The organism is Nocardia sp. NPDC047038 (assembly GCF_040644075.1).
Lineage (GTDB): Bacteria > Actinomycetota > Actinomycetes > Mycobacteriales > Mycobacteriaceae > Nocardia > Nocardia sichangensis.
In genome coordinates, this window is the sequence record NZ_JBEYVQ010000022.1 from 36,456 (window position 1) to 55,599 (window position 19,144).

The 19,144-nt window shown below is 66.8% G+C and carries 23 protein-coding genes; all 23 read left to right on the forward strand.

Annotated features, from left to right (window positions below; translation table 11 throughout):
* Positions 1 to 295: 295 nt before the first annotated feature.
* The 23 genes from ABZ824_RS35765 (at position 296) to ABZ824_RS35875 (ending at position 19,026) form a co-directional block, all read left to right on the forward strand.
* Positions 296 to 529, forward strand: a complete 234-nt coding sequence (locus ABZ824_RS35765; RefSeq protein WP_356968831.1) for a hypothetical protein — start codon at positions 296 to 298, stop codon at positions 527 to 529.
* A complete protein-coding gene (locus tag ABZ824_RS35770) occupies positions 526 to 1,326 on the forward strand; it encodes a Fic family protein (protein ID WP_356968833.1) in 801 nt (266 codons plus the stop codon). The genes ABZ824_RS35765 and ABZ824_RS35770 overlap by 4 nt, the downstream gene beginning before the upstream one ends.
* Positions 1,327 to 1,684: 358 nt before the next feature.
* Entirely contained in the window at positions 1,685 to 2,563 is an 879-nt protein-coding gene (locus ABZ824_RS35775) for a Fic family protein (RefSeq protein ID WP_356968835.1), read from the forward strand.
* 87 nt (positions 2,564 to 2,650) lie between these two features.
* Positions 2,651 to 3,340, forward strand: coding sequence for a hypothetical protein (locus tag ABZ824_RS35780; protein WP_356968837.1), 690 nt, complete (start codon positions 2,651 to 2,653; stop codon positions 3,338 to 3,340).
* 383 nt (positions 3,341 to 3,723) lie between these two features.
* Positions 3,724 to 3,975 carry a hypothetical protein gene (locus tag ABZ824_RS35785; RefSeq protein WP_356968839.1) on the forward strand — a complete coding sequence of 84 codons (252 nt, stop codon included), beginning with the start codon at positions 3,724 to 3,726 and terminating at the stop codon, positions 3,973 to 3,975.
* A 208-nt stretch (positions 3,976 to 4,183) separates the two neighbouring features.
* Positions 4,184 to 4,426, forward strand: coding sequence for a hypothetical protein (locus ABZ824_RS35790; protein WP_356968840.1), 243 nt, complete (start codon positions 4,184 to 4,186; stop codon positions 4,424 to 4,426).
* Entirely contained in the window at positions 4,426 to 5,280 is an 855-nt protein-coding gene (locus ABZ824_RS35795; RefSeq protein ID WP_356968842.1) for a Fic family protein, read from the forward strand. The genes ABZ824_RS35790 and ABZ824_RS35795 overlap by 1 nt, the downstream gene beginning before the upstream one ends.
* Before the next feature lie 487 nt (positions 5,281 to 5,767).
* Entirely contained in the window at positions 5,768 to 6,433 is a 666-nt protein-coding gene (locus tag ABZ824_RS35800; RefSeq protein ID WP_356968845.1) for a hypothetical protein, read from the forward strand.
* A gap of 312 nt (positions 6,434 to 6,745) precedes the next feature.
* Positions 6,746 to 7,216 (forward strand): hypothetical protein, encoded by a 471-nt coding sequence (locus ABZ824_RS35805; RefSeq protein ID WP_356968846.1) that lies wholly within the window; start codon positions 6,746 to 6,748, stop codon positions 7,214 to 7,216.
* Between the two features lie 124 nt (positions 7,217 to 7,340).
* Entirely contained in the window at positions 7,341 to 7,739 is a 399-nt protein-coding gene (locus ABZ824_RS35810; RefSeq protein ID WP_356968848.1) for a hypothetical protein, read from the forward strand.
* A 1,012-nt stretch (positions 7,740 to 8,751) separates the two neighbouring features.
* Entirely contained in the window at positions 8,752 to 10,368 is a 1,617-nt protein-coding gene (locus tag ABZ824_RS35815; protein ID WP_356968850.1) for a hypothetical protein, read from the forward strand.
* An 87-nt stretch (positions 10,369 to 10,455) separates the two neighbouring features.
* Entirely contained in the window at positions 10,456 to 10,593 is a 138-nt protein-coding gene (locus ABZ824_RS35820) for a hypothetical protein (RefSeq protein WP_356968851.1), read from the forward strand.
* A gap of 291 nt (positions 10,594 to 10,884) precedes the next feature.
* A complete protein-coding gene (locus tag ABZ824_RS35825) occupies positions 10,885 to 11,637 on the forward strand; it encodes a hypothetical protein (RefSeq protein ID WP_356968853.1) in 753 nt (250 codons plus the stop codon).
* Positions 11,638 to 11,716: 79 nt separating this feature from the next.
* A complete protein-coding gene (locus tag ABZ824_RS35830; protein ID WP_356968855.1) occupies positions 11,717 to 12,070 on the forward strand; it encodes a hypothetical protein in 354 nt (117 codons plus the stop codon).
* Positions 12,071 to 12,105: 35 nt separating this feature from the next.
* Positions 12,106 to 12,744 (forward strand): hypothetical protein, encoded by a 639-nt coding sequence (locus ABZ824_RS35835; protein ID WP_356968857.1) that lies wholly within the window; start codon positions 12,106 to 12,108, stop codon positions 12,742 to 12,744.
* The gene (locus ABZ824_RS35840) at positions 12,741 to 13,184 is read left to right on the forward strand and encodes a hypothetical protein (protein WP_356968858.1); all 444 of its coding nucleotides are present in this window, start codon (positions 12,741 to 12,743) and stop codon (positions 13,182 to 13,184) included. The genes ABZ824_RS35835 and ABZ824_RS35840 overlap by 4 nt, the downstream gene beginning before the upstream one ends.
* Positions 13,185 to 13,248: 64 nt before the next feature.
* Entirely contained in the window at positions 13,249 to 13,518 is a 270-nt protein-coding gene (locus tag ABZ824_RS35845) for a hypothetical protein (RefSeq protein WP_356968860.1), read from the forward strand.
* A 293-nt stretch (positions 13,519 to 13,811) separates the two neighbouring features.
* On the forward strand, positions 13,812 to 14,840 hold the full coding sequence (locus ABZ824_RS35850) for an NERD domain-containing protein (protein ID WP_356968862.1): 1,029 nt from the start codon (positions 13,812 to 13,814) through the stop codon (positions 14,838 to 14,840).
* A gap of 277 nt (positions 14,841 to 15,117) precedes the next feature.
* Positions 15,118 to 15,516, forward strand: a complete 399-nt coding sequence (locus tag ABZ824_RS35855) for a hypothetical protein (RefSeq protein WP_356968864.1) — start codon at positions 15,118 to 15,120, stop codon at positions 15,514 to 15,516.
* Positions 15,513 to 15,887: a hypothetical protein gene (locus ABZ824_RS35860; RefSeq protein WP_356968866.1), complete on the forward strand. Its 375-nt coding sequence runs from the start codon at positions 15,513 to 15,515 to the stop codon at positions 15,885 to 15,887. The genes ABZ824_RS35855 and ABZ824_RS35860 overlap by 4 nt, the downstream gene beginning before the upstream one ends.
* Positions 15,888 to 16,094: 207 nt before the next feature.
* Positions 16,095 to 16,514, forward strand: a complete 420-nt coding sequence (locus ABZ824_RS35865) for a hypothetical protein (RefSeq protein ID WP_356968868.1) — start codon at positions 16,095 to 16,097, stop codon at positions 16,512 to 16,514.
* A gap of 755 nt (positions 16,515 to 17,269) precedes the next feature.
* Complete coding sequence (locus ABZ824_RS35870; protein ID WP_356968869.1) at positions 17,270 to 18,550, forward strand: hypothetical protein; 1,281 nt, start codon at positions 17,270 to 17,272, stop codon at positions 18,548 to 18,550.
* Positions 18,547 to 19,026, forward strand: a complete 480-nt coding sequence (locus tag ABZ824_RS35875) for a hypothetical protein (RefSeq protein WP_356968871.1) — start codon at positions 18,547 to 18,549, stop codon at positions 19,024 to 19,026. Before ABZ824_RS35870 ends, ABZ824_RS35875 begins: the two co-directional genes overlap by 4 nt.
* Positions 19,027 to 19,144: the final 118 nt, after the last annotated feature.

The following is a 19,144-nucleotide window of genomic DNA, read 5'->3' on the forward strand; positions in this document are numbered from 1 at the left end:
CGATCGCGGCAGCCGAATCGGTCACAGGCACGCCGATCCTGCACGGGATGCGGTGGCTGAAAGCGGCCAGCGAGGGTCACCGCTCAACCCTGCCCGCGGCGGCCCGGCTACCCGAACCATGCGGCACGACCAGCACCGTGCCGGGCCCGCCGAAGCCATGCCCCGATCGCCGAGTATCCCGTCGACCGCGACCACCTCTACGGGTCCGACGCCGCCGAGCCCTTACGCCCGCCGGCGTCGGGTGCGGCAGACTCGACATCATCGACCAGCCTTTGAGCTACTCCAGGAGATCTCTGTGTCCGACGACCCCTCCCCATGGCAACTGCGCTTCCCCGATCTGTACGAGCCGCTCGACGACACGCAACGTCACGCCCTGGACCAGACATTGGCCAACCACGCACCCGAAGGCCTACAACCCGACCGGGACTTCGTCGCCGACCTCGTCGCTCTCCTCACCGGTGCGATCGACGAACAGGAATACGATCAGCGATCTGACCGGTGGGCAGCACAAGCCAAACCTGACCAGTGAGTTCCGGCAACGAGCCCAGCACCGACTACCCTGCGTCGGGCGCCGCGCTCGACGGACAGGCGGCGGCTGCCAATCTGCTCGGTATCCGCGGCGCCGAGCAACTGCGCCGCCGGGAGTATCGCGAAACCAGTTTGCGCGCCCTCGAGATCGTGACCGGCCGCGTAGAAATTGCCCGCACCGGCGATTTCCTGGAATGGTCGGCGATTCACGCCCACCTGTTCGGCAGAATCTACGAATGGGCGGGCATGCCCCGCGCAGTCACCATGAGCAAAGACGGCCGCCCGTTCCTTCAGCCGCGCCACTTCGCCGACTACATCCCGCTGACCACCGACTACATTCGATCTGTCGACTGGTCCCGCCTCGAGCGCGAACAGTTCGTCACGCACGCCGCCCGCGCCCTCATGCAACTCAATTGGTGTCACCCCTTCCGGGAAGGCAACGGCCGCGCGATGCGACTGTTCTTCGACCGCCAGATCACCGACGCCCCGTGGCAGTTGAACTACACCGATCTCGACCCCGCCCTCTGGAACGCCGCTACCCATCTATCCCGGCCCGCCAACGACCAAACACCCACCAACTATCACATCCTGGTCCCCGTCATCGACGAGATCACCCACGCCCGCCCCCACAACGCCCCCACCCGCCGCGAGCCCAGCCACGACGGCTACGACATCGGCACCGCGATCCATGACATCAGCAGACCCGCGACCGAGCGAGCCGCCTCCCCAATCGAGACAGAAAACCACTCTCACGGCGTCGCTCCCGCCCGCGCGAGCGACCCAGACCCAGGTCCATAAGCGACCGCCGCGCCTCACCACCTCCGCGGCAGTTCAGACGAATCTCGTGGCGACACCACGTGGAGGTAAGCGAGGTCACCGCGACACGACAGCCGCTGCTGGTGGCCTTTCAGCCAAAGCCCGCAGCACGCGAGCAGACTGAGCGCAGATCATCGTTGCCGTCGAACTCGAGAGCAATTCTCATGCCAGGGAGCCGATTACATCGTGACCCGTTCACGGTGTGTCTCGATGCCGCCGGTTTGAGCATCGGCTTCAAGCCCACCGTAGGGTCGAGATCCGATGCTGACCTCGTGCAAGCGCCGAGCTGTTTTCCGGTCAGGTGGGCACGGTCACAGGCCGCCGAGACCTGCAGTGGGCCATGACAACCGACGAGGGAATGACCGACGAGCAGCGGTGGGAAGCCTACCTGTGGCCCTCAGATGAAGGGCCCGGCCGCACGATGCTCCGAAACCTATACGGGCTGCACAACATCGACCAGCTTCGCCGCCGCGAGTACCGGGAAACCACGAAACGTGCCATGGAAATCCACCTCGGCCAAGTCGACATTCCGCGCACCGGTGACCTGCGCGAGTGGCAGGCCATCCACGCTCATCTGTTCGGCAACGTCTACGAATGGGCCGGCCAGCTACGTGATGTCGCCCTCGGCAAAGGGCTACGAACCTTCCTTGCCCCGGAGTTGTTCGACGCCTATATCCCCAGCATGCTCGACGGAGTCCGCGCCATCCCCTGGTCCTCGCTGGACCGGCTTCCCTTCATCGAACTCACCGCGCAGGTCTACGCGGCGTTGAACTGGGCACATCCTTTCCGCGAAGGCAACGGCCGCACAACCCGACTGTTCCTCGACCGTCAAATCGAGTCCGCCGACTGGAAACTGGACTACGGCCGCATCGAGCCACACCGGTGGAACGCAGCCTCCGAGGAATCACGTCCCGCGCTCTACGGCATGCCCTCGCACTACCCGCTGCTGCCCGTCTTCGCTCAGATCACCGTGCACCGGAGGGCGACCGTTCTCTCGCTGGACCCCGTCGATCCCCGCGACCTGGAAGCCGTGCTCGCACGATACCGCCACACACCCGGCCACGAGACCGGCGAAGCCATCGCCGCGGCCGGACTCGACAACACCACCCTGCCCTCCACAGCCATCGACACCGACAACGGTACCGACTCCGTGCCACCGAGCCCCGGGCAACAACCCAGCCGCAACTCCTCGCCACCAACATCCGACGCCACCGACTGACCGGCCTTGACCGAATTCGCGAGGCGCCCTCGGCCGCCAACCCGAAACCGCCCATCGAACTGCCGACCGACGTCAAGAAAGACCCGATTGCACGGCCGCGACCTGCTACTGCCCTACGACCTCCTCGAGCGTGCCGCTGGCTACACCCTCACCGACGAGCACCTGGCACGCGTGGTGGACGCCCTACCCGACAGCACACTGTTGGACGTACTCGCCGATACCTTCGACCGGTTTCTCACCGCCACCGACCGTCAGGCCCTCGCAGGCCTCGACCCTCACCCGCGACGAGCACCCACTCACCGGCCAGCGGGCCTGTCACTCACCGTCAATGACATACTGCTCGAGCACCAACTCGAGCACACCAGCGTGCGCGCTCCCTCCAGCGCCGAGTGGGGCCCGGCATGGTGCACCACGGCGGCTGAGCTCATCGGCGAACTCGGGTGGAGCGAGCTGATCACCGTCACCGGCATCGAGCACATCGAGGGCCCGGCCGCCACCCTGATGTACACGGCGACCGCCCCCGACCTCGGCCACTGTTGCGACGGTTTGAGTGTCTGGGTCGAAATCGCAGGCATGCACGGTGTGCGACTGGGCAGCGTCGACTACTTCGCCGGCAGCGCCGACGGCCAGGGACCTGCATTCCGCGACGCCACCGGCGCATCGAACCCGCAACTGGCTGACGCTGCGTCGATGCTGCGCGGCATTCTCGCCGACATCAACACCCAGCTCCACTGGCACAACCACCTGCTGCATCCGTCCGTTCCCCGCCCCGCCTGAATCCTGAATCCCGACCCCCGGCGAACGGCCGGGCTCCGCGCTGCGGGCTGGCGCCGGCGAGGCCGCGCGACCATCCTCTGAAACCGGCAGTTACGCGGGCCGGGCATCGTCTTCAGCGAGTGAGACTGTTGTTCGATGATCCGACCAACCTCGACAACGTCGGGAGCCCATTCCTGGCGGCTGTGGCGTGCGGCTGTGGTGAAACCACACCAGCACCGGCAAAACCGTGTCCAGCATCGCTAACTGTGCTCTTGTGACGGGCGATGATCGACAACGCCGGCTTCGGAGCCCAGAGCGCTTGTAACCGTCGGCGTCGCGCGCATGGCGGCACCATCAGCCGGCCCGACCGCTCCCCCCAACCCCCTATCCGAAAGGACAATCGGATGACCGCCGAAGCGTGGGCCGCTGCGATCGCGGCCGCGCTCAACAGCAAGTGCGAGGGTATGGAGTCCTCGGCACAGAAGGCTCGGGGCGCCGACCCGTGCGACCGCTGGAAGTTCGAGTGGGCGCGCGACAAGTTCAAGGCCCAGCGCGACAGCCTGGTCGAGAAGGCCCGCAAGTTCGGTGATCGTGACGTGATGCAGCGAGCGCTGGACCCGTACATGCTCGGCTACCTGCTCGACCACGCCACCTAGCCCGGCAAGGTCGATGTTCAACGGCGGACCGCGCGGGAACAGGCGATGACCCCGGACCCAGATTCAACAGCATCCTGCAGCCGGTCGCCGGGTCGGCCGACTCCGCATAGCGGTGCTCGCGACCGATTCGGGGGTTTCGGCGGCTGGCAGTTCACGGTGTATCTCGGCAGACTGGACAGCAGTTGATCAAGGCTGCAGGAGGTCGGCGGTGGACCGTGTCACAGACTGGGAGCGCCGGTACCCGGATCTGTTCGCATCCTTGGACGGCTCTACCCGCCGCGCGGTCACTCGCGCGGTCGCCATCCACGCTCAGGAAGTCGGGATCGAACCCGACCGCGACACATTCGCCGACCTGATCGCGGTTGTGACCGGGGCGATCACCCCCGAGGAATACGACAGACGCTCAGACGAGTGGGCCGCGCGTCACAGTCACCGGCCGCCTCCACGCTGATGCCGAACAACCCTGAGTGGACCGACCCCTACCTGTGGCTCGCCGAGGACGGCGAACACAGCGATGTCCTGCGCAACCGGTACGGGATACGAGATCCCGACCAGCTCGCGCTGCGCGAGTACCGCGAAACCGCGCTGCGGTGGATCGAGATCGAGCAGGGCCGCGCGGACATTCCCGCCACCGGAGACGCCGCGGAGTGGCGCGCCATCCACCGGCACCTGTTCTCCAACGTCTACGACTGGGCCGGACAGTTCCGCACCGTCAGGCTGTACAAGGGCGAGTTGGAATTCGCCAACCCGTCCGACATAGAGGACTATCTCGTCGAAGCGACCGCAGAGATCGATGAGATCGACTGGTCTGCCCTCGATCAGAACCAGTTCATCGACCGCGCGGCACGCGCCCACATGCTGTTGAACTTCACCCACCCGTTCCGTGAAGGCAACGGACGCAGCGGGAAACTGTTCCTCGACCGCCAAATCGCAGCCGCGCAATGGGAATTGGACTACAGCCTCGTCGGAACCGAGGAGTGGAACTGGGCGGGCATGTGGTCCCGTGACACCGACGGGCGCAAGCCGACCGACCATCGTGTCCTGCTCGGGGTTTTCCGGCGAATCACAATCCCGCGCGCCGACCCCACCGCCCCCGCGGTACTGGACCCCACCAACCACCGTGACCTCGCCATCATCCTCGACAACATCCGCACGCAGACAACAGGTGCGCACATCGGCGACGCGATCGACGCGGCCGGACTGACCCACGGCCCGCATTCCGGCCTCCAGCCCACCACCGACGCATCAACCACCCACGGCACCGCCGTGTCGCAGAACGCGCCGGATGTAAGTCTCGACACCTGACCGCAACCTGCACGCCCCTTCCCCCCGCCGCGGCCTCGCCGCGGCGCTGTCGGGTCGTGCATGGAAGTTCCACCAATCTCTCGTCTGGCGTTCAGCTCGACAACCGATCGGGTCGTCGTGGGCTCCAATAACCAGATCGCCAGCGGCACTCGGCCTGCCATCCGGCGTCCATCCGCCAGCACGAGATGTGCGTTTACATAGAGAAAGGGCAACCAACGATGGACTTCTTCGACCTCCGTCGCCTTCACCCCGACTGGGGATTCACCGTACCGGGGCTGGTGTGGCTGGGCATCTGGCAGTTCGGACCGGACCTGACCTGACCTGACCACGCAACGTCCACCTCGTCCCCAGATATCGGACAACGCCACCGCGGTAGCGGTGAGCTCGCCGACTCCCGACGCTTGGACATGACATGACAACCCTTCTTCACCGTGCCAGGCAGATCGCCTCCCACCTCGGCCCAGGCTGGCGCGCCGCCTCCGGCTGGGTGCGCTTCACCGAACATGTGATCCTGCATGGACCTGCCGATCAGCGCCTGGACATCAAAAGCGGCAACACATCCCACCGCACGACCGATCACGGCAAGCTGTTCATCTGCCGTGACTACGCAGAGCTGGGAACCCATCTAGACCCCGGGCAGGGAATCGCGACCATCACCGTGTCCGAAACCCGCCCCACCGAGGCCATAGCGGCCAGGATCACGCGCGATCTCTTGCCAGATTTCGTCGAAACCCTCGCACGCTGCCGCGCCCGCGCCCTGAAAGCCGCGCAGACCGAAGCCGGTCGCATGGCGACCATCGAAGCCTTGTGCGCTGCGCTGCCCTCCGCCCGCCGAGTACAAGACAGCCACGTCTACTTCGGCCGGGTCGGCAGCTCACTCAGCGGCCGCATCCGCGTCCACGACAACCGCAATGCCACCATCCACATCGAGGCCACCTGGACCCATGCCCTCGCACTCGCCCGGGAAATCGGCAACCACACCAACTCCGCCACGCCAGCGTCCCCTTACCCCGAAAACGACCATCAGGCCGCCACCGAACCACCCGGCCCGCCGGCGCCGCGACACAGCCGACATCCCCGCAACCCGCCACAGCCCATTCCGCGACGCAGACGCCCCACACCACCGGCCCCGCGAAACCCGCAAAGGACATGATCGGCAGGATTATCACGGCAGGCGCGGAAACCTGATCGGCTCATGCACACTCCACCACGCTGTCGCTGGCGGAGATCGCGACGGAACAGATCCTCGACTGTGCCCTCTTCCCGCAACGGCCACCGCACACCCCGCAGCTTCTATGCGCCGACACCACCGGACCGACGTACCAGGGTGATCATCCGCGGTGCTGACGGCGCGACCGTGCACCCACTCATCACAGCGCTCGACCACGACGGGCTCATCCAACGACCGTCTGACTGCACCAGTCCGGCGGACGCTCCCTTTTCAACGACCCCATCGGCTTCGACCATGAACTCTCCCCAGCCGCCAGCGCCCACGATCTCGCAGATCACAGCACAGATGCACCGTGAGATCACCGAGCACATCACCGCCGGCACCGTCCCCGCATCGGTATCGAACCTGCAGCACCTTCGGTGCTACCTCGACGTGACCGCGCTGGCGCGCGATCTGACCACCGCACGTGAGCAGCTGACCGGCCAGCCTGTGGCCGAGATCGTCGACACCGTCGGTGTGCTGCTCGATGCGTGGCTGCGCGCCGGTCGGCCCACGGTGCTGGTCACCTCGATCCGCCCCAGCCCGCTCGCCGAGCACGACACCGAAATCGAGTTGAGCAACGGCATCCGGATTCTGGCGGCCGACGGTGGCGTCCTGGTCACCACCACCGACCATCGGGTCTTGAGCTTCCTCGACGTGATCGACCACGACCAGGACCACGACCATCTCGACCTCGCGATCGACACGCCGCCAACCACGCACTGACCCACATCCTCTTTCCCTCACCGCGGCGCGCCGCTGAGCCCGCTGTCGCTGCAAGAGGCTGCTGCGTCGGCGAACCACCTGTCGCAGCCGCAAATTCTTGCTGATCCACTATTCAGGAGGCCCTGTGCCGATCGCTTCTCCCGCCGCCTTGTGCCTCGCCGTCGCCGTGCGCGATCTGCTCACCATGCACCCGAGCCTGCACTGCCAGAACCTGTGGATCGGGTCCACCGCCCACAGCCTTGTCGGATGTGTCGGGGGATGGACCGCGCTGCTCGACGGCGCCCGCCCGCACCCCGCAGGCCGGGCGCGGTGGCGCAGCGGCTACCAGTTCGTTTCCGTCATCGGGCCCAGTGGCGCGCCGATCTTGATCCGCGACTATTGCACGACACGGCTGGGACTCGACCGTGAGGAGCGCGACCAGCTGCTCAGCGAGCCCGAAACCACCGCCGCCGCATTGAGTTACCTGAACTCACTCATCGTCTCCGCAGCACACCGGCTCGAGTGCCCCCAATACGACGACTGACCGTGCGGCCGAGCACCGACCGGTACATGTCCCACTGCTCGGCGGCGACAACACGCCCCGCACCCGCAGCTAGACCCTGCTGAGCTCTCGACGCGGCATCGCTGCGCCACCCGCCCCGCACGGGGACGCGGCGCACCGCCACACCTAGGAGCGGCACTCGCTCGAGTCGCCGATCGGAAAAGGACATCTCTTCATGGCAAAGCGCCCACCCCGGGGTCGGCGCCGTCGATTCGACGTCGCCGACATTCACACCGTGCTTGTCGCTATCGTCTCCGCGGACCCCGACCGGCGGGATCAGCATGTCGCCACCGGACACACCCCCCGTTACATCGTCGCCGGCCGCCCCTGCTGCCTTGTCGCTGTCGTGTTCGCAGAATTAGGATTTTCCCTCGGCGTACTGCGTGCTCTCGACAGAGAGTCCAGGCAACCGGCCAAGCGGGCGGTCACCACGATCGAGCTATCGGAGTCCAAGCACCCGATCCTCAACCGCTTCACACCGGCCGCCCGCGCGCTACTCGAATCACTGCAGCGGCGCCAGGACCGTCGACAGCCATGGGCGCAGGTCGTCTCCGATACCTGCGGCCTCGAAATCTCTGGGCGCGATCGCCGCCACCATCCACACCATTGACCCTGGATGCCACTGCTGCGTCGGCGGACTCCACGACCGGCGCCGACCTGCCCCGATCAACATCGGCGTCCACCGGTCGTCCCATCGCACAATCCGGGGCTCGGCGACCTCATCACCGATGCGGCAGTCGAGCATCGATGCAGGATGCAGCACCCCCAACGCTGGCGCAACCAAGCGCACGGCAGCTGTGATGGAAACCGGGCAGCCTACCGGACCTCCTGTCTGCGACGGCTGATCCTCCAGCCCCAGACAGCAGGCGTTGAGACGCCGACAGGCCTGGAGCCGGACAAGGACACTGCGAAGCGAAGCGACAATGGACTCACACCCCAGCGCACCCAGCACGCCACACGCTGCGCTCGCCGCCACGGATACAGGGGTTCGGTGATGAGCGCGCCGCTGGCGACGGGACCGGCTGGACGAAGCCAGCGCATGGCTCATCTGCTGATCAAAGTGGCGCTGCACCGCGCCAGCATGCTGCTCGCGCAGTGGTCTTCCGCCTACACCGCCGCAGACTCAGAACCGACCGGCAGCGGCGGTGTCGACGACATGATCTCCCGCCACCGTGCGGCCGCCCACCAGCGGATGCACAACATCGACTACCAGGGCTCGCTCGAAGAGTTGGCGACCGCGCTGACCGATGCCTGGCTGTGGCGTGGCACCTCTACGCTCGCGGCCGAAACCCTGGCCAACCTGATCGAGGACTTCCACGACGACTACGGGCTGATCCTCGACCCCGACACCGCCACGCTCACCGTAGACCCCGCCGTCGACCTCGACTGGGCGGAATGGTCCAACGAGCGCGTCAGCGCGCTCAACCGGTCGATCTCCGCCGAAAAGTTCGCCAAAAACACTCTGTCGGTCGCCATCCCGTCCGAGCAGCGCCGCGAGGTCGATCAGCAGCTTCGCCGGTGGGCGATGGCGTTCTCCCGATTCCCCGACAGCCGAGAACGCCTCCGCCTCAACGCTATTCGTCAGGATTTCGACGCGGCAATGGAACGCGCGGCGGTCCCGGCCGCCACACGGGAAGCCATCCAGTTCGGGCTCATCTACCTCTCCGGGTGGCTACCGGAATCGTTCGACCTTCGCTCCTGCCCGATACTCGTGGACACAGCCACCTCACCAGGCGGTGAGGCCGATCGGGCCCAGATACGGGGCATGCTGCCCGAATACGCCGCCGCGGCGGGCGCGATGGCCGCCTACGCCGACCGCGTGGCCGACAACCCCGACCTCCCGCTCGGTGAGCACATCACCGACATCGAGGACCTTCTGGCCCGCATGGACCGACACCGTCGTGATTTGTCGTGGTTCGCCGACAACAGTGAAGGGCTCCACAGCCTCGAACGCAGCATGGTCCGCTGCCTGGTCCACGAAATCGGGCACGGCGACATCACGCTGCCCGACCTGCTGCTGATCGACCCGCACTCCCAACACCTCGCCGAGCGCCAGCAGCACGACCGGATCGGGCGCAGCACACTCGAGACTGCCGAACACCGCATCATCACCGCACTCGACGCTGCCGGCACCGGTGTGCGGGATCTGACCGACACCGACGCGGAGGCGATTCGCACCACCTGGGAGCGAACCATCATCCACCTCAGCGCCTTGGCTTACCGTTGGACCCCCCACCCCGACGTGGCACGCACTGAATGTCGCAGGCTCGCTGGCGAGCTCGATCGGCAACTCGCCCACCGCGCCGTGCCCGCCGAGGCCCGCGCCGACATCCACCGCACACTCCAGGACACCATCGACTTCGCCGACCACCACGCCCACCACGGCATCCAACGCGACCGGGAGTGGGCCGCCCGCTCGATCGGCCGCGATTCCGACATCCAGCGCGACATCAGCGCGCACCTGTCACCGGACATTCCCGGCCCATCTCAGACCACCGAGATCCTCGACGCCCTGCCAGCCACGCCGCACGCGCCCTGGACCTCCCTGTCCGAGGCACAACACACAGCACTTCCGCCACCGCCCGAGCGGCAAGCAGGCCCCGCACTCTGAAACACCACCAATCCCATCCGCACCCCGGGCACCCGCCTGTAGGCGACGTTGACAATGTCAACGAAAACAGTGCCGCTCATTGGGGACATGGCGCCGGATACAGCATCCGAGCTCAGCGCGGTCCGGCTGTCCGCAGAGACTGCGGACGGCGGCCGCGATCGCAAGATCACCATCGCCGACGATTCCGATCCGATTTCCCGCTTCGTCTGCATCCTCATCGTCTGAAGCTGCCCGCGACGTAGGAATCTGCGTGCCGGCCGATAATCCGCCGCGCACGAAATCCACGATGGGAAGACCACGCGGCCACCGTCCCTGGACCCCGCCCAGCAGACCTACCCGTGACGTGCCCGCCTTCGCTTCTGTCTCTTCCCTGCTCGTTTCCGAAGCCGAGAACGGCCGATCGTTCCCGATCCGGCCCGCTTCGAGGAGCAGTCACCGACGGCGGCCGCTTCGACACTGGCACGCCCACGACGCACCAACGGGGCCGACGAATCAACACATGGAAGGCGACGAGAAGTGACCGTCTACATTGCTCTCACCGACGCTGGGCTCCCCGCCATCACCCACCCGCAGATGCGTTCGGAGTTCTCCAGCCCGGCCGCCGCGCACCGGTGGTTCGACGACTACGTCAACAGCCGCATCAACCGCGGTAGCGGCTCCCGCACCGGCATCAAGGGTGGCTCGGCCTCCGCGGTGATGCAGATCTACCGCCACCGATACGACGAGGTGCCGATCGCCCGGCTGCGTGTCGCAGACAACCCGAATGGCACCCGCCGCGTCATCAACGAGGCCGAAGGCGACCGAATCGACAAGGGCGCAGCGGCCGCCAAGGCGGGTGGTGTCGACATCGGCGCAGTCGTCGACGGGTATCGCGAGGCGCTGCTGGCCATGCAGCCGGACTACACAGGCCTTGCCTGCACCTGCGCCAGGGTGAATCCGTTCGATCACGCTGCCCCAATGTCACGTCGGCTCACCGTCGAGGACATGGCAGGTGAGCTGGTTACGAGGATTTGGGCCAACCTCCGTTACGCGATCGGGCGGCATCCGCTCGCCGCCCGCCTGTATGTGGCCGCAGTCGGCTCTCGCACGCTGGGCTGGGATCTCTACGCCGACCAGGTGCACAAATGGTGCGGGTTCCGGTGGCGCACCGGCGCCGGAGAACTCCACGCCTACATGGTGCGGCTGAGCCACAGCATCCCCGTGGTGCACGTGATCGAGCGCAACGGCGTCCTCATCGACAGCACCTCGGTGAGGCGCTCGAAGCAATGAGCGAACGACAGCAGCAACGCCGGTGGTCACCCCCCGCGACCCGATCAGCCACCAATTCGCCGAGAAAGACGGTACAGCAATGACTTTCGCTATCCCTGAGGAACAACCCCAACCCTACGCGGCGGCCGGGCGGGCGCTGATCGCCCTAGCGGCGTGGGCGTCCACCCGCGAAGAAATCACCGTCGAACAGATCTACGACAACACCTACGACCACGAGGTTCTCGGCGACTTCGGCGCCGACCTGCTGCACCTGCTGCACCTGCACAATGTCGACATCGACGAGGTCCGAGGGCGGGCGTGGATGCACTTCACCGAGGAGTCGACCGCCCAGCCGACCCCGAGCTCGGACGCGACCACCGGCCCCACCCTGGCCGCGATCCAGATGCTGAGCAACGTCGTCTCCCAGGCCCGCCACGGGCGAGAACAGCCATGACTGAATACACCTTCGACACCTACATGCTCGCCACGGTGAAGGTGAAAGCCGCGACCCCGCCCCAGGCCCGGCGCATGCTCCGCGCGCTGACCAGCCACGATGTGCCCGACGCGCACGCGAAAATCGCCGAGGGAGTCGAGCTGACGGTGCTCGAGTACCGCGGAACCGCGGACATACCTCACGACGTCCCCGCCCAGCGGGGCGAGCCCGCACCGCCCAGCAACGGCTTCGCGCAGCTGGAACAGATGGCCAATGGTGGCACCGGGCTTCCGATGCTGTTTCGTGTCGTGCAGGTCTCTCCGGAAGGTGACGACATGCGGGAGGGGAACGTCGAGACGCTCGGTGAGTACCTTCGCGGCGACCAGGTGATCCGTGTCGGCCTGGCTCGCGCGGTCTGCCTCGCCGAGGAAGTGCCGGCACCGGAGATCGTTGTCCGCCCCGGAGGCACATTCGAGGTCCTGACCCCAGGCTGGCAGGTTCTGTCGGGGTTCAGTCGCCGTCGGGGCTACGACGGCCCGCTGATGGAAACCTACGAACCCATCAATGACCGCCTGGCCCAGCACATCCTGTGGCACCCCGGCCTGTACACCGCCGTGCCGGCCTATGACGGCGCGGCATCGTGGATCGTGCTGTACCGCGACGACTCCGAAGAGATCTCAGAGGCGTTCGGGTGAAGGTCATCTACTGCGGTAACTGGCCGCGCCGTGCGATCGCGGCAGTGGAGTTCGCACATGCCTCCTACACGATCGCCGACGCGCACAATCAGCGGCTTCGCGAAGCCGGCCGCAGCGACGTGGAGCCGTTGGACGGTGACTGGATCCGCAGCGAGGCCGGCATGTGGCAGGTCGTCGGCGTGGGGTTGAATGGACTGCCCGCACTGCGCCGAGCACCCGACCCGCCGCTGCTGCCTGAGCTGAGGGTCGTCGCGGAGCCGCTGGATCCGTTGCGGTGGGCCCCGACTGTCCGCGCGGACAGTGTGCGCGCCGAGATCACCATGACCGACGAACTCAGACCCGCTCCCGCGCTGTTGCGCCACCGCGATGGGCGGATGTTGACGTGCGGGTTCCCGGTGCGCGTGTGGCAGGCGACCTGTTTCGAGATCGACGAGAGCTGACCGCCGATGCACCCCGCTCGAACCCCTGCCCGAGGGACAGACGGTGTGGGGGTGCTGCTCCAGCATGAGCGGTCCACCGTGCGGGCATCGCCGCAACCCGGACGGCAGCCTCGCCCCGCTGGCCGCCGCGGAATTCGAAGACGGCCTGAGCGTGCAGCTGCGGGATGTGAGAACCCAGTTCCCCGTGCCGGGTGTGGACCGTCCGAGCGATGCCGAATGGGAGCGTGCCGAGCTGATCGTCGGCGACCCGCTGCAACGCCACTGGCCGCCCGGAACTCGGCTGGCAGGACCGCACCCACGTGGCGAAACCGCGCCAGCCTGCGCAGCCAGGTGAACCGCCATTTGCTACGCAACTTCTACCGGCACGCGCCCGTCTGGTGTCGCGCAGTCCGGGCGGCTCGGTGAGCGGCAAAACCGGCAGCCGCCACCCCGAATGCTCGTGACCGACAACTGATCTGGCCTCCGACCGCAATCCTCTCCAGCCGCAACCCTCACAACACCGTTCCCGCGCTGTTCACACGAGTCGCGACGGCCGCCGACATAGGCGACCCCTCTCGCTGCTGGTCGCTTGCAACGGATCCAAGCAGGGGGCGACTCAGTACCCACACCACAGAGGCAGGAAGGCTGATGCTGGTCATCAACACCCGACCCACGATCGAACCCAGCGAAGCGCGGGTAGCGCATTGGATGAGTCACTGGAACGGCCGATACGCCGTGCGCGGCGTCGCTATCTCGAGCTACCACCTGCCCGGACGCGACAACGCAGGCCAGCAAGCCGATTTCGTGCTCCTCACACCTCAGGTGTCCGCCGTGCTCGAGGTCAAAGGCACCCATCATGACCTCACCCACGGAGTCATCACCGCCGAGCCCAACGGCCGCTGGCACCACTCCAGTGACGACCGAGATCCCGTCCACACCCGCGCACACGACCTCAACCCGATAGACCAGGCACTCAGCGCTACCTACCTGCTCAAAGCGTTGGTCGAAAAACACAATCCCGGCCGGTCGTTCGTCTCCGCGGTGGTGGTGGTCGTGCCGCCGCGGCGCTCGACATTGCGCTTGCAGGTGGGATCGCTGCCGACCGGCTGCGAGGTCGTGCTCGGCAACCGGGGGTTGCGCCGCTGGCTGCACCGCACCGCACGCCGCGACCCGATCTGGACTGCCGAACAGGCTTACTCGCTGCTCAACGCCATGAACCTCGGGCCCGAACTGACCATCGGCGACCTCATCGCCGAGGGCTTCCCCCCGCTCGAAGCCACACCCGTCACCTCGACCGCTCGCCGAGCGAAGACGACAACGATAGCCGACGCGACCACTCCCCCAGCCTCGCAGCCGCCCAGCGACCAGCCGGCCGCACCCCCGACCCGGGCAGCTTCCCGGCCCGATACGAGTTCGCGCGTCAGCAGATCGCACGTAGACCCCAGTCCGCGGGCCGCCCATCGCGGCCCACAGCAGCCTGGACACACCGGTGCCCTACCGCGGCCGCGTCACCGCCGCCAGCAGATAGCCGCGCTCATCGTGCTCGCAGCCGTCTGGACCGTCCTCTGGCTGCTGGCGGCGCATTACCACCACGCGCCACCGTCTGCACCGACCACGTCCACCCCGACCGAGCAGCCATTCCCGCAGCGTCCGGCCCAACATCCGCCGCGCCGGTGACCGGCGTCCGCACGAGTGCGTGAGAAGCGAGCCCCTTCAACTGTCGGCGCCGCCCGGCGCTTTTCTGAGGGGACGGCGCGACCCACCATCCACCGGCGCCCCTCGACTCCTCACCCACGGCCAAGTTCGCATCAACCGGTGTCCGCCTGCGCATCGCAGGCACCGCGAAGCTGCCTGAGTCACCTGCCCCAGGAGCACCATGATTTCTCATCGAGAAGTCTCAGTCTGGCTCGCCAGTCTTCCCCCGACCTGCGATATCGCTGTGGACGAGGGCGGATTGACCCTCGTTGTGCTTCACCACGGGCACACCACAGCGGCGTACCTCGAAGTCGGCGGCTACGACGATCCCGCGGATCTCGACAGCTTCGGTGAGCCCGGCACCATATCTCCCGCCTCGCGACACGACCCGAGCAGAGTCCCGGACTTCGCGGCTTGGTCCAAGGCACTGAAGAACGCCACCGCGCACGCGATGTGCTTCGAAGCCATCGGCTACGCCCGCGGTCACTGCGACGCCGCGCGGGTTAGTTCCAGCGATGCGATCGACTTCGGCCATGCCTTCGCCGTCCTCGTCGCCACCGGTCGGTCACGGCCCACCATCGCACAGGCGTGGCACAACTGGTGTACGGGAGGCGCCATCGACTCCATGACTTCCACACACCTGGTCAGGCCACAGTGACCCACACCCCACCCGCCGCCGGCGGCGGGCACGGGCCCCACGCACAACCCGCCGTCGAACATCAGGTCTGGTCGATCACCGCTTACTGGGAGGTGGACGGCTGGCGCAAACAAGCCGAACTACTGGTGTGGCGCTGCCCGGAATCAGGCAATCACTTCGCTCATCTGTGCGCCAGTTCCGGTCTCGGCACACCGGTGACTGTCAACCACCCGCGGCGGCTGGAAATCGCATGCTCCGGCCAACGCCTGCACCAGCAGGAGGTCGAAGAGTTCTACCACCGCGCACTAGCCCAGGTGCGCCGCCGATTCGATGCCCACGACCCACTGGTCAGGGCCTACTTCGATCCCCACTCCATGTACTGGGACAGCTGAGTTCGAGCAGGACAACGCGACAACCGAAGAGACCCAACCCCGATTCGTCGCCGCGGCCGGTGCCGGCCGCACCATCCCTGCCGCGCCAGCTACCCCCTCAACCACCTGCGCAATCCGCCGTACTCGCCGCGACTGCGCGCGCCCGCGTACGCACGATCCCGGCGGGTGATCTGTTGTGTCAGCACCGCACCGATTGGAGCAACCATCATGGCCACCGCCCTGCGAATCGTCCACACCGCCACGCACGGCACACAGTTGCGCACCGAGGCCTCCGACCCCCGAGTCGGCGATGTCATGGGGCGAGTCCGAGACCGCGTCGGCGGATGGACATGGACCCATCAGCACTGGGAAATCCGCGGATCACGCCACCACCAGCCCCACATCCGCCGCATCGACGCCGCTGCCGCTGCCCTACGAGAGGCCGGAATCCCCGTCGAGGTCCACATCAACCGGATCGGATGCCCACCCACCGCCGATCAACCCGCCCCCGTCGCCAACCGCCCCACCGCCACCACCAGCCACCACCGTGACCTGTCCACGAAGTTGGCGCACCTGCCACCCGCGCCACCGTTTCGCCGCCGAGCCGACAGCCACTACGGCGCCCGTTACCACAAACGCACGACCTGACGATCACTGCCCAACAGCGGTCGAGCGACACCGCTTCGCCGTACCGATACCCATCCACCTTCCCAACAACTCGGTCGCTTCCGGCCAGCGCCTCGCCGCTTCGCCGACGCAGCCCCACGCGCGGTTCCACCCCCGGCTCGCAGCCCTTCGCATGCGGCACACCTCGCGAGCGCCCACGATCGCCGCCGCGGCGGCCGCCACCCCGCCGTGTACGACGAACTCCGGAAGAAGTCCCGCTCCCGGCCAACCGTTTCCACAATATGCCGAACCGGCCTCCGATTCACGTGAAGGACACTTCATGGCTCAACCGACTCTGCGGGAGCCCGAAACCGCCTCGTTGATTTCAAAAGCGCTGTTCAGCAGATGAATTCGACCGCCTTTCCGTTGACCGCCCTCGCGGTGCTCGGCCTCGGCGGCATTGTCCTGCTGATCTGGCTGCTGTGCCGATAACCGCCCCCACCTGGCCACACTCGCCGTGATCGACGACACACCCTCTTTCACTGGCTGTCGTCACGCGAGGCCCGGACGCACCCGCCCCTGCCCGCCACGAGGCCGCGCGGTGGGCAGCACCTACTACCCCTCAGGACCTACCGTTGCTCAGCATCGACTCCGACAGCGGACTACCCACAGGATGGAGCATCCGCATTCGATATCACGGCGACTGCACTGTGCTCACCCTGCTCGACGATCACCACAGACACCGCGAAACCTGCCCGCCTCACCCAGCGCCGCAGATACCATCCGGGTTGGAAGCGATGGTCGAGCGGATACCTGATATCGCCGATGCCGCGCTGCGCCGACGCGCCGCGGCCATGGTCACCGACCACCTCGACCGCGCGCAAACTGTCTTCGAACAGTTCACCGCGACCGCTCAGGTCGAGGCGCTCATCCACCGCCTCCGCGACGCCGTCACCGGAATAGACATCGACATCCAGCTACGGCCCCGTGATCTCAGCGTCTACACCGACTTCACCATTACGGGTCCGGGAGCCGGAACGCTGATGGCGTTGGTCACCGACTGGCTCGATTCCACCGGCCAGCACCGTGACCGGATCCCCGCCGGCGTCGACATCGACTTCGACCAACCATCATTCACCCTGTCGGTCGGTCTGCAACAACCCGCGGCGGAGGCGTTCTTCACCTGGTACCGCTACCGGTCCGATCCCGCGGTCCTCGACGCGAACTCCCTCACCGCGATTCGGGATGTCTCGACCCGCTACCAGCGAACCGCACACCCTGACCCTCGCCTCGAGACGCCCCTGACCGTGCTCGCACGCGCCCATGCCATCGCCACGGCGCCCGCCTGGTGCGCACTGCCCGAACACCTACGCGCCAGCATGTCCGACGGCTACGACAGCGACGCGGTCAACAACATCCTCGGCCAGATCACCGACGCCACCGGCGTGCGGGTGGTCTGCGTATGGGACGTCTACGACGACTTCGGCTATACCGGAAGTTCCGACTTCCGCGTCGAAGACCCGCTCGGGCACTTCTACTACCTCAGCGGCGACTTGTGGGCCTGGCTCAACGAAACCGCCGACCATGCCCCCGCGCACCCGGGATCCCCAGCCAGCTGGATCGGCGGTATCGACACCGAGCACACCACCCACACCCTCGCCGGAGGCGACGGCGCTCACAACCACGCCATCCACGACAAGACCGCGCCCAGCGGCGAAATGCCCGCGCACACCGACCCGCTCGAGCGGGAACTCGACCATGCCCACGCCCAAGCTCGCTTCGCCGCCGACCGCGTCACCACACTGTCGCTCACCCGCATCCGCACCTACCTGCGCGAGCACGCCCCGACCGTCGACTCGGTCGAATTCATCCTCGACACAGACGGACTGGTCCCCACCACGTTCCGCGACACCTCCGGCACTCCGATCGATGCGGCCACGCCCGGCCACGACAACTGGATCAGCGACATCAGCCAGTGGAGCATCGCCGTGACCGACCCGGACAACGCTGGACTCACCAGATCCGAACACGCACCCTTCGTGCTCGACCTGGCAGCAGCAAACACCACCGACCGGTGAACAACCCACCATCCGCCGCCGCAGCACTCCAGTACGCGGTCGGTGCCCCTGCTGCCCCAACCATCGCCGCCATCGACAGCTGTGCCTCGCCGAGGCATGTCGCCGACCTGGTCGCCACGGTCGTCGCTGGCTACCCGGACTCGGACCTGACCACGCTCACCGGCCACCACTACCGATATCTGATCGCGCGGACCCGCAGCGGCGAAGGGATCTACCTGGTCACCGCCGCCGACGGCGACGTCGGTGACTTCACCGAGGAAATCTACGAAGCATGCGTAAGGGAAGGCGAACGCGAAGGACTACACCCCGCCTATCACATCCACTCTCGCTACAACCTCTTCGCCACCCCCGGCGTGTACTGGACCCAGCTGTCTACCGCACCCGCGCGGTCCGCCACTGACGACAAGAGGGCAAAGATGGGTCGCCCGACTCCCGCAGTCAACTCACCGCGGCCGACGATCTCGCATCCGCACTAACGCCGAGCTGTGGCGTTGCGGTCGAACCGCTCATCGCGCGCCACGTCGCCGCCCTCGACGTCACCCGGGCCAGACGAACAGCCGACGACACGACGGCTGCCAACCATCGCGACTCACA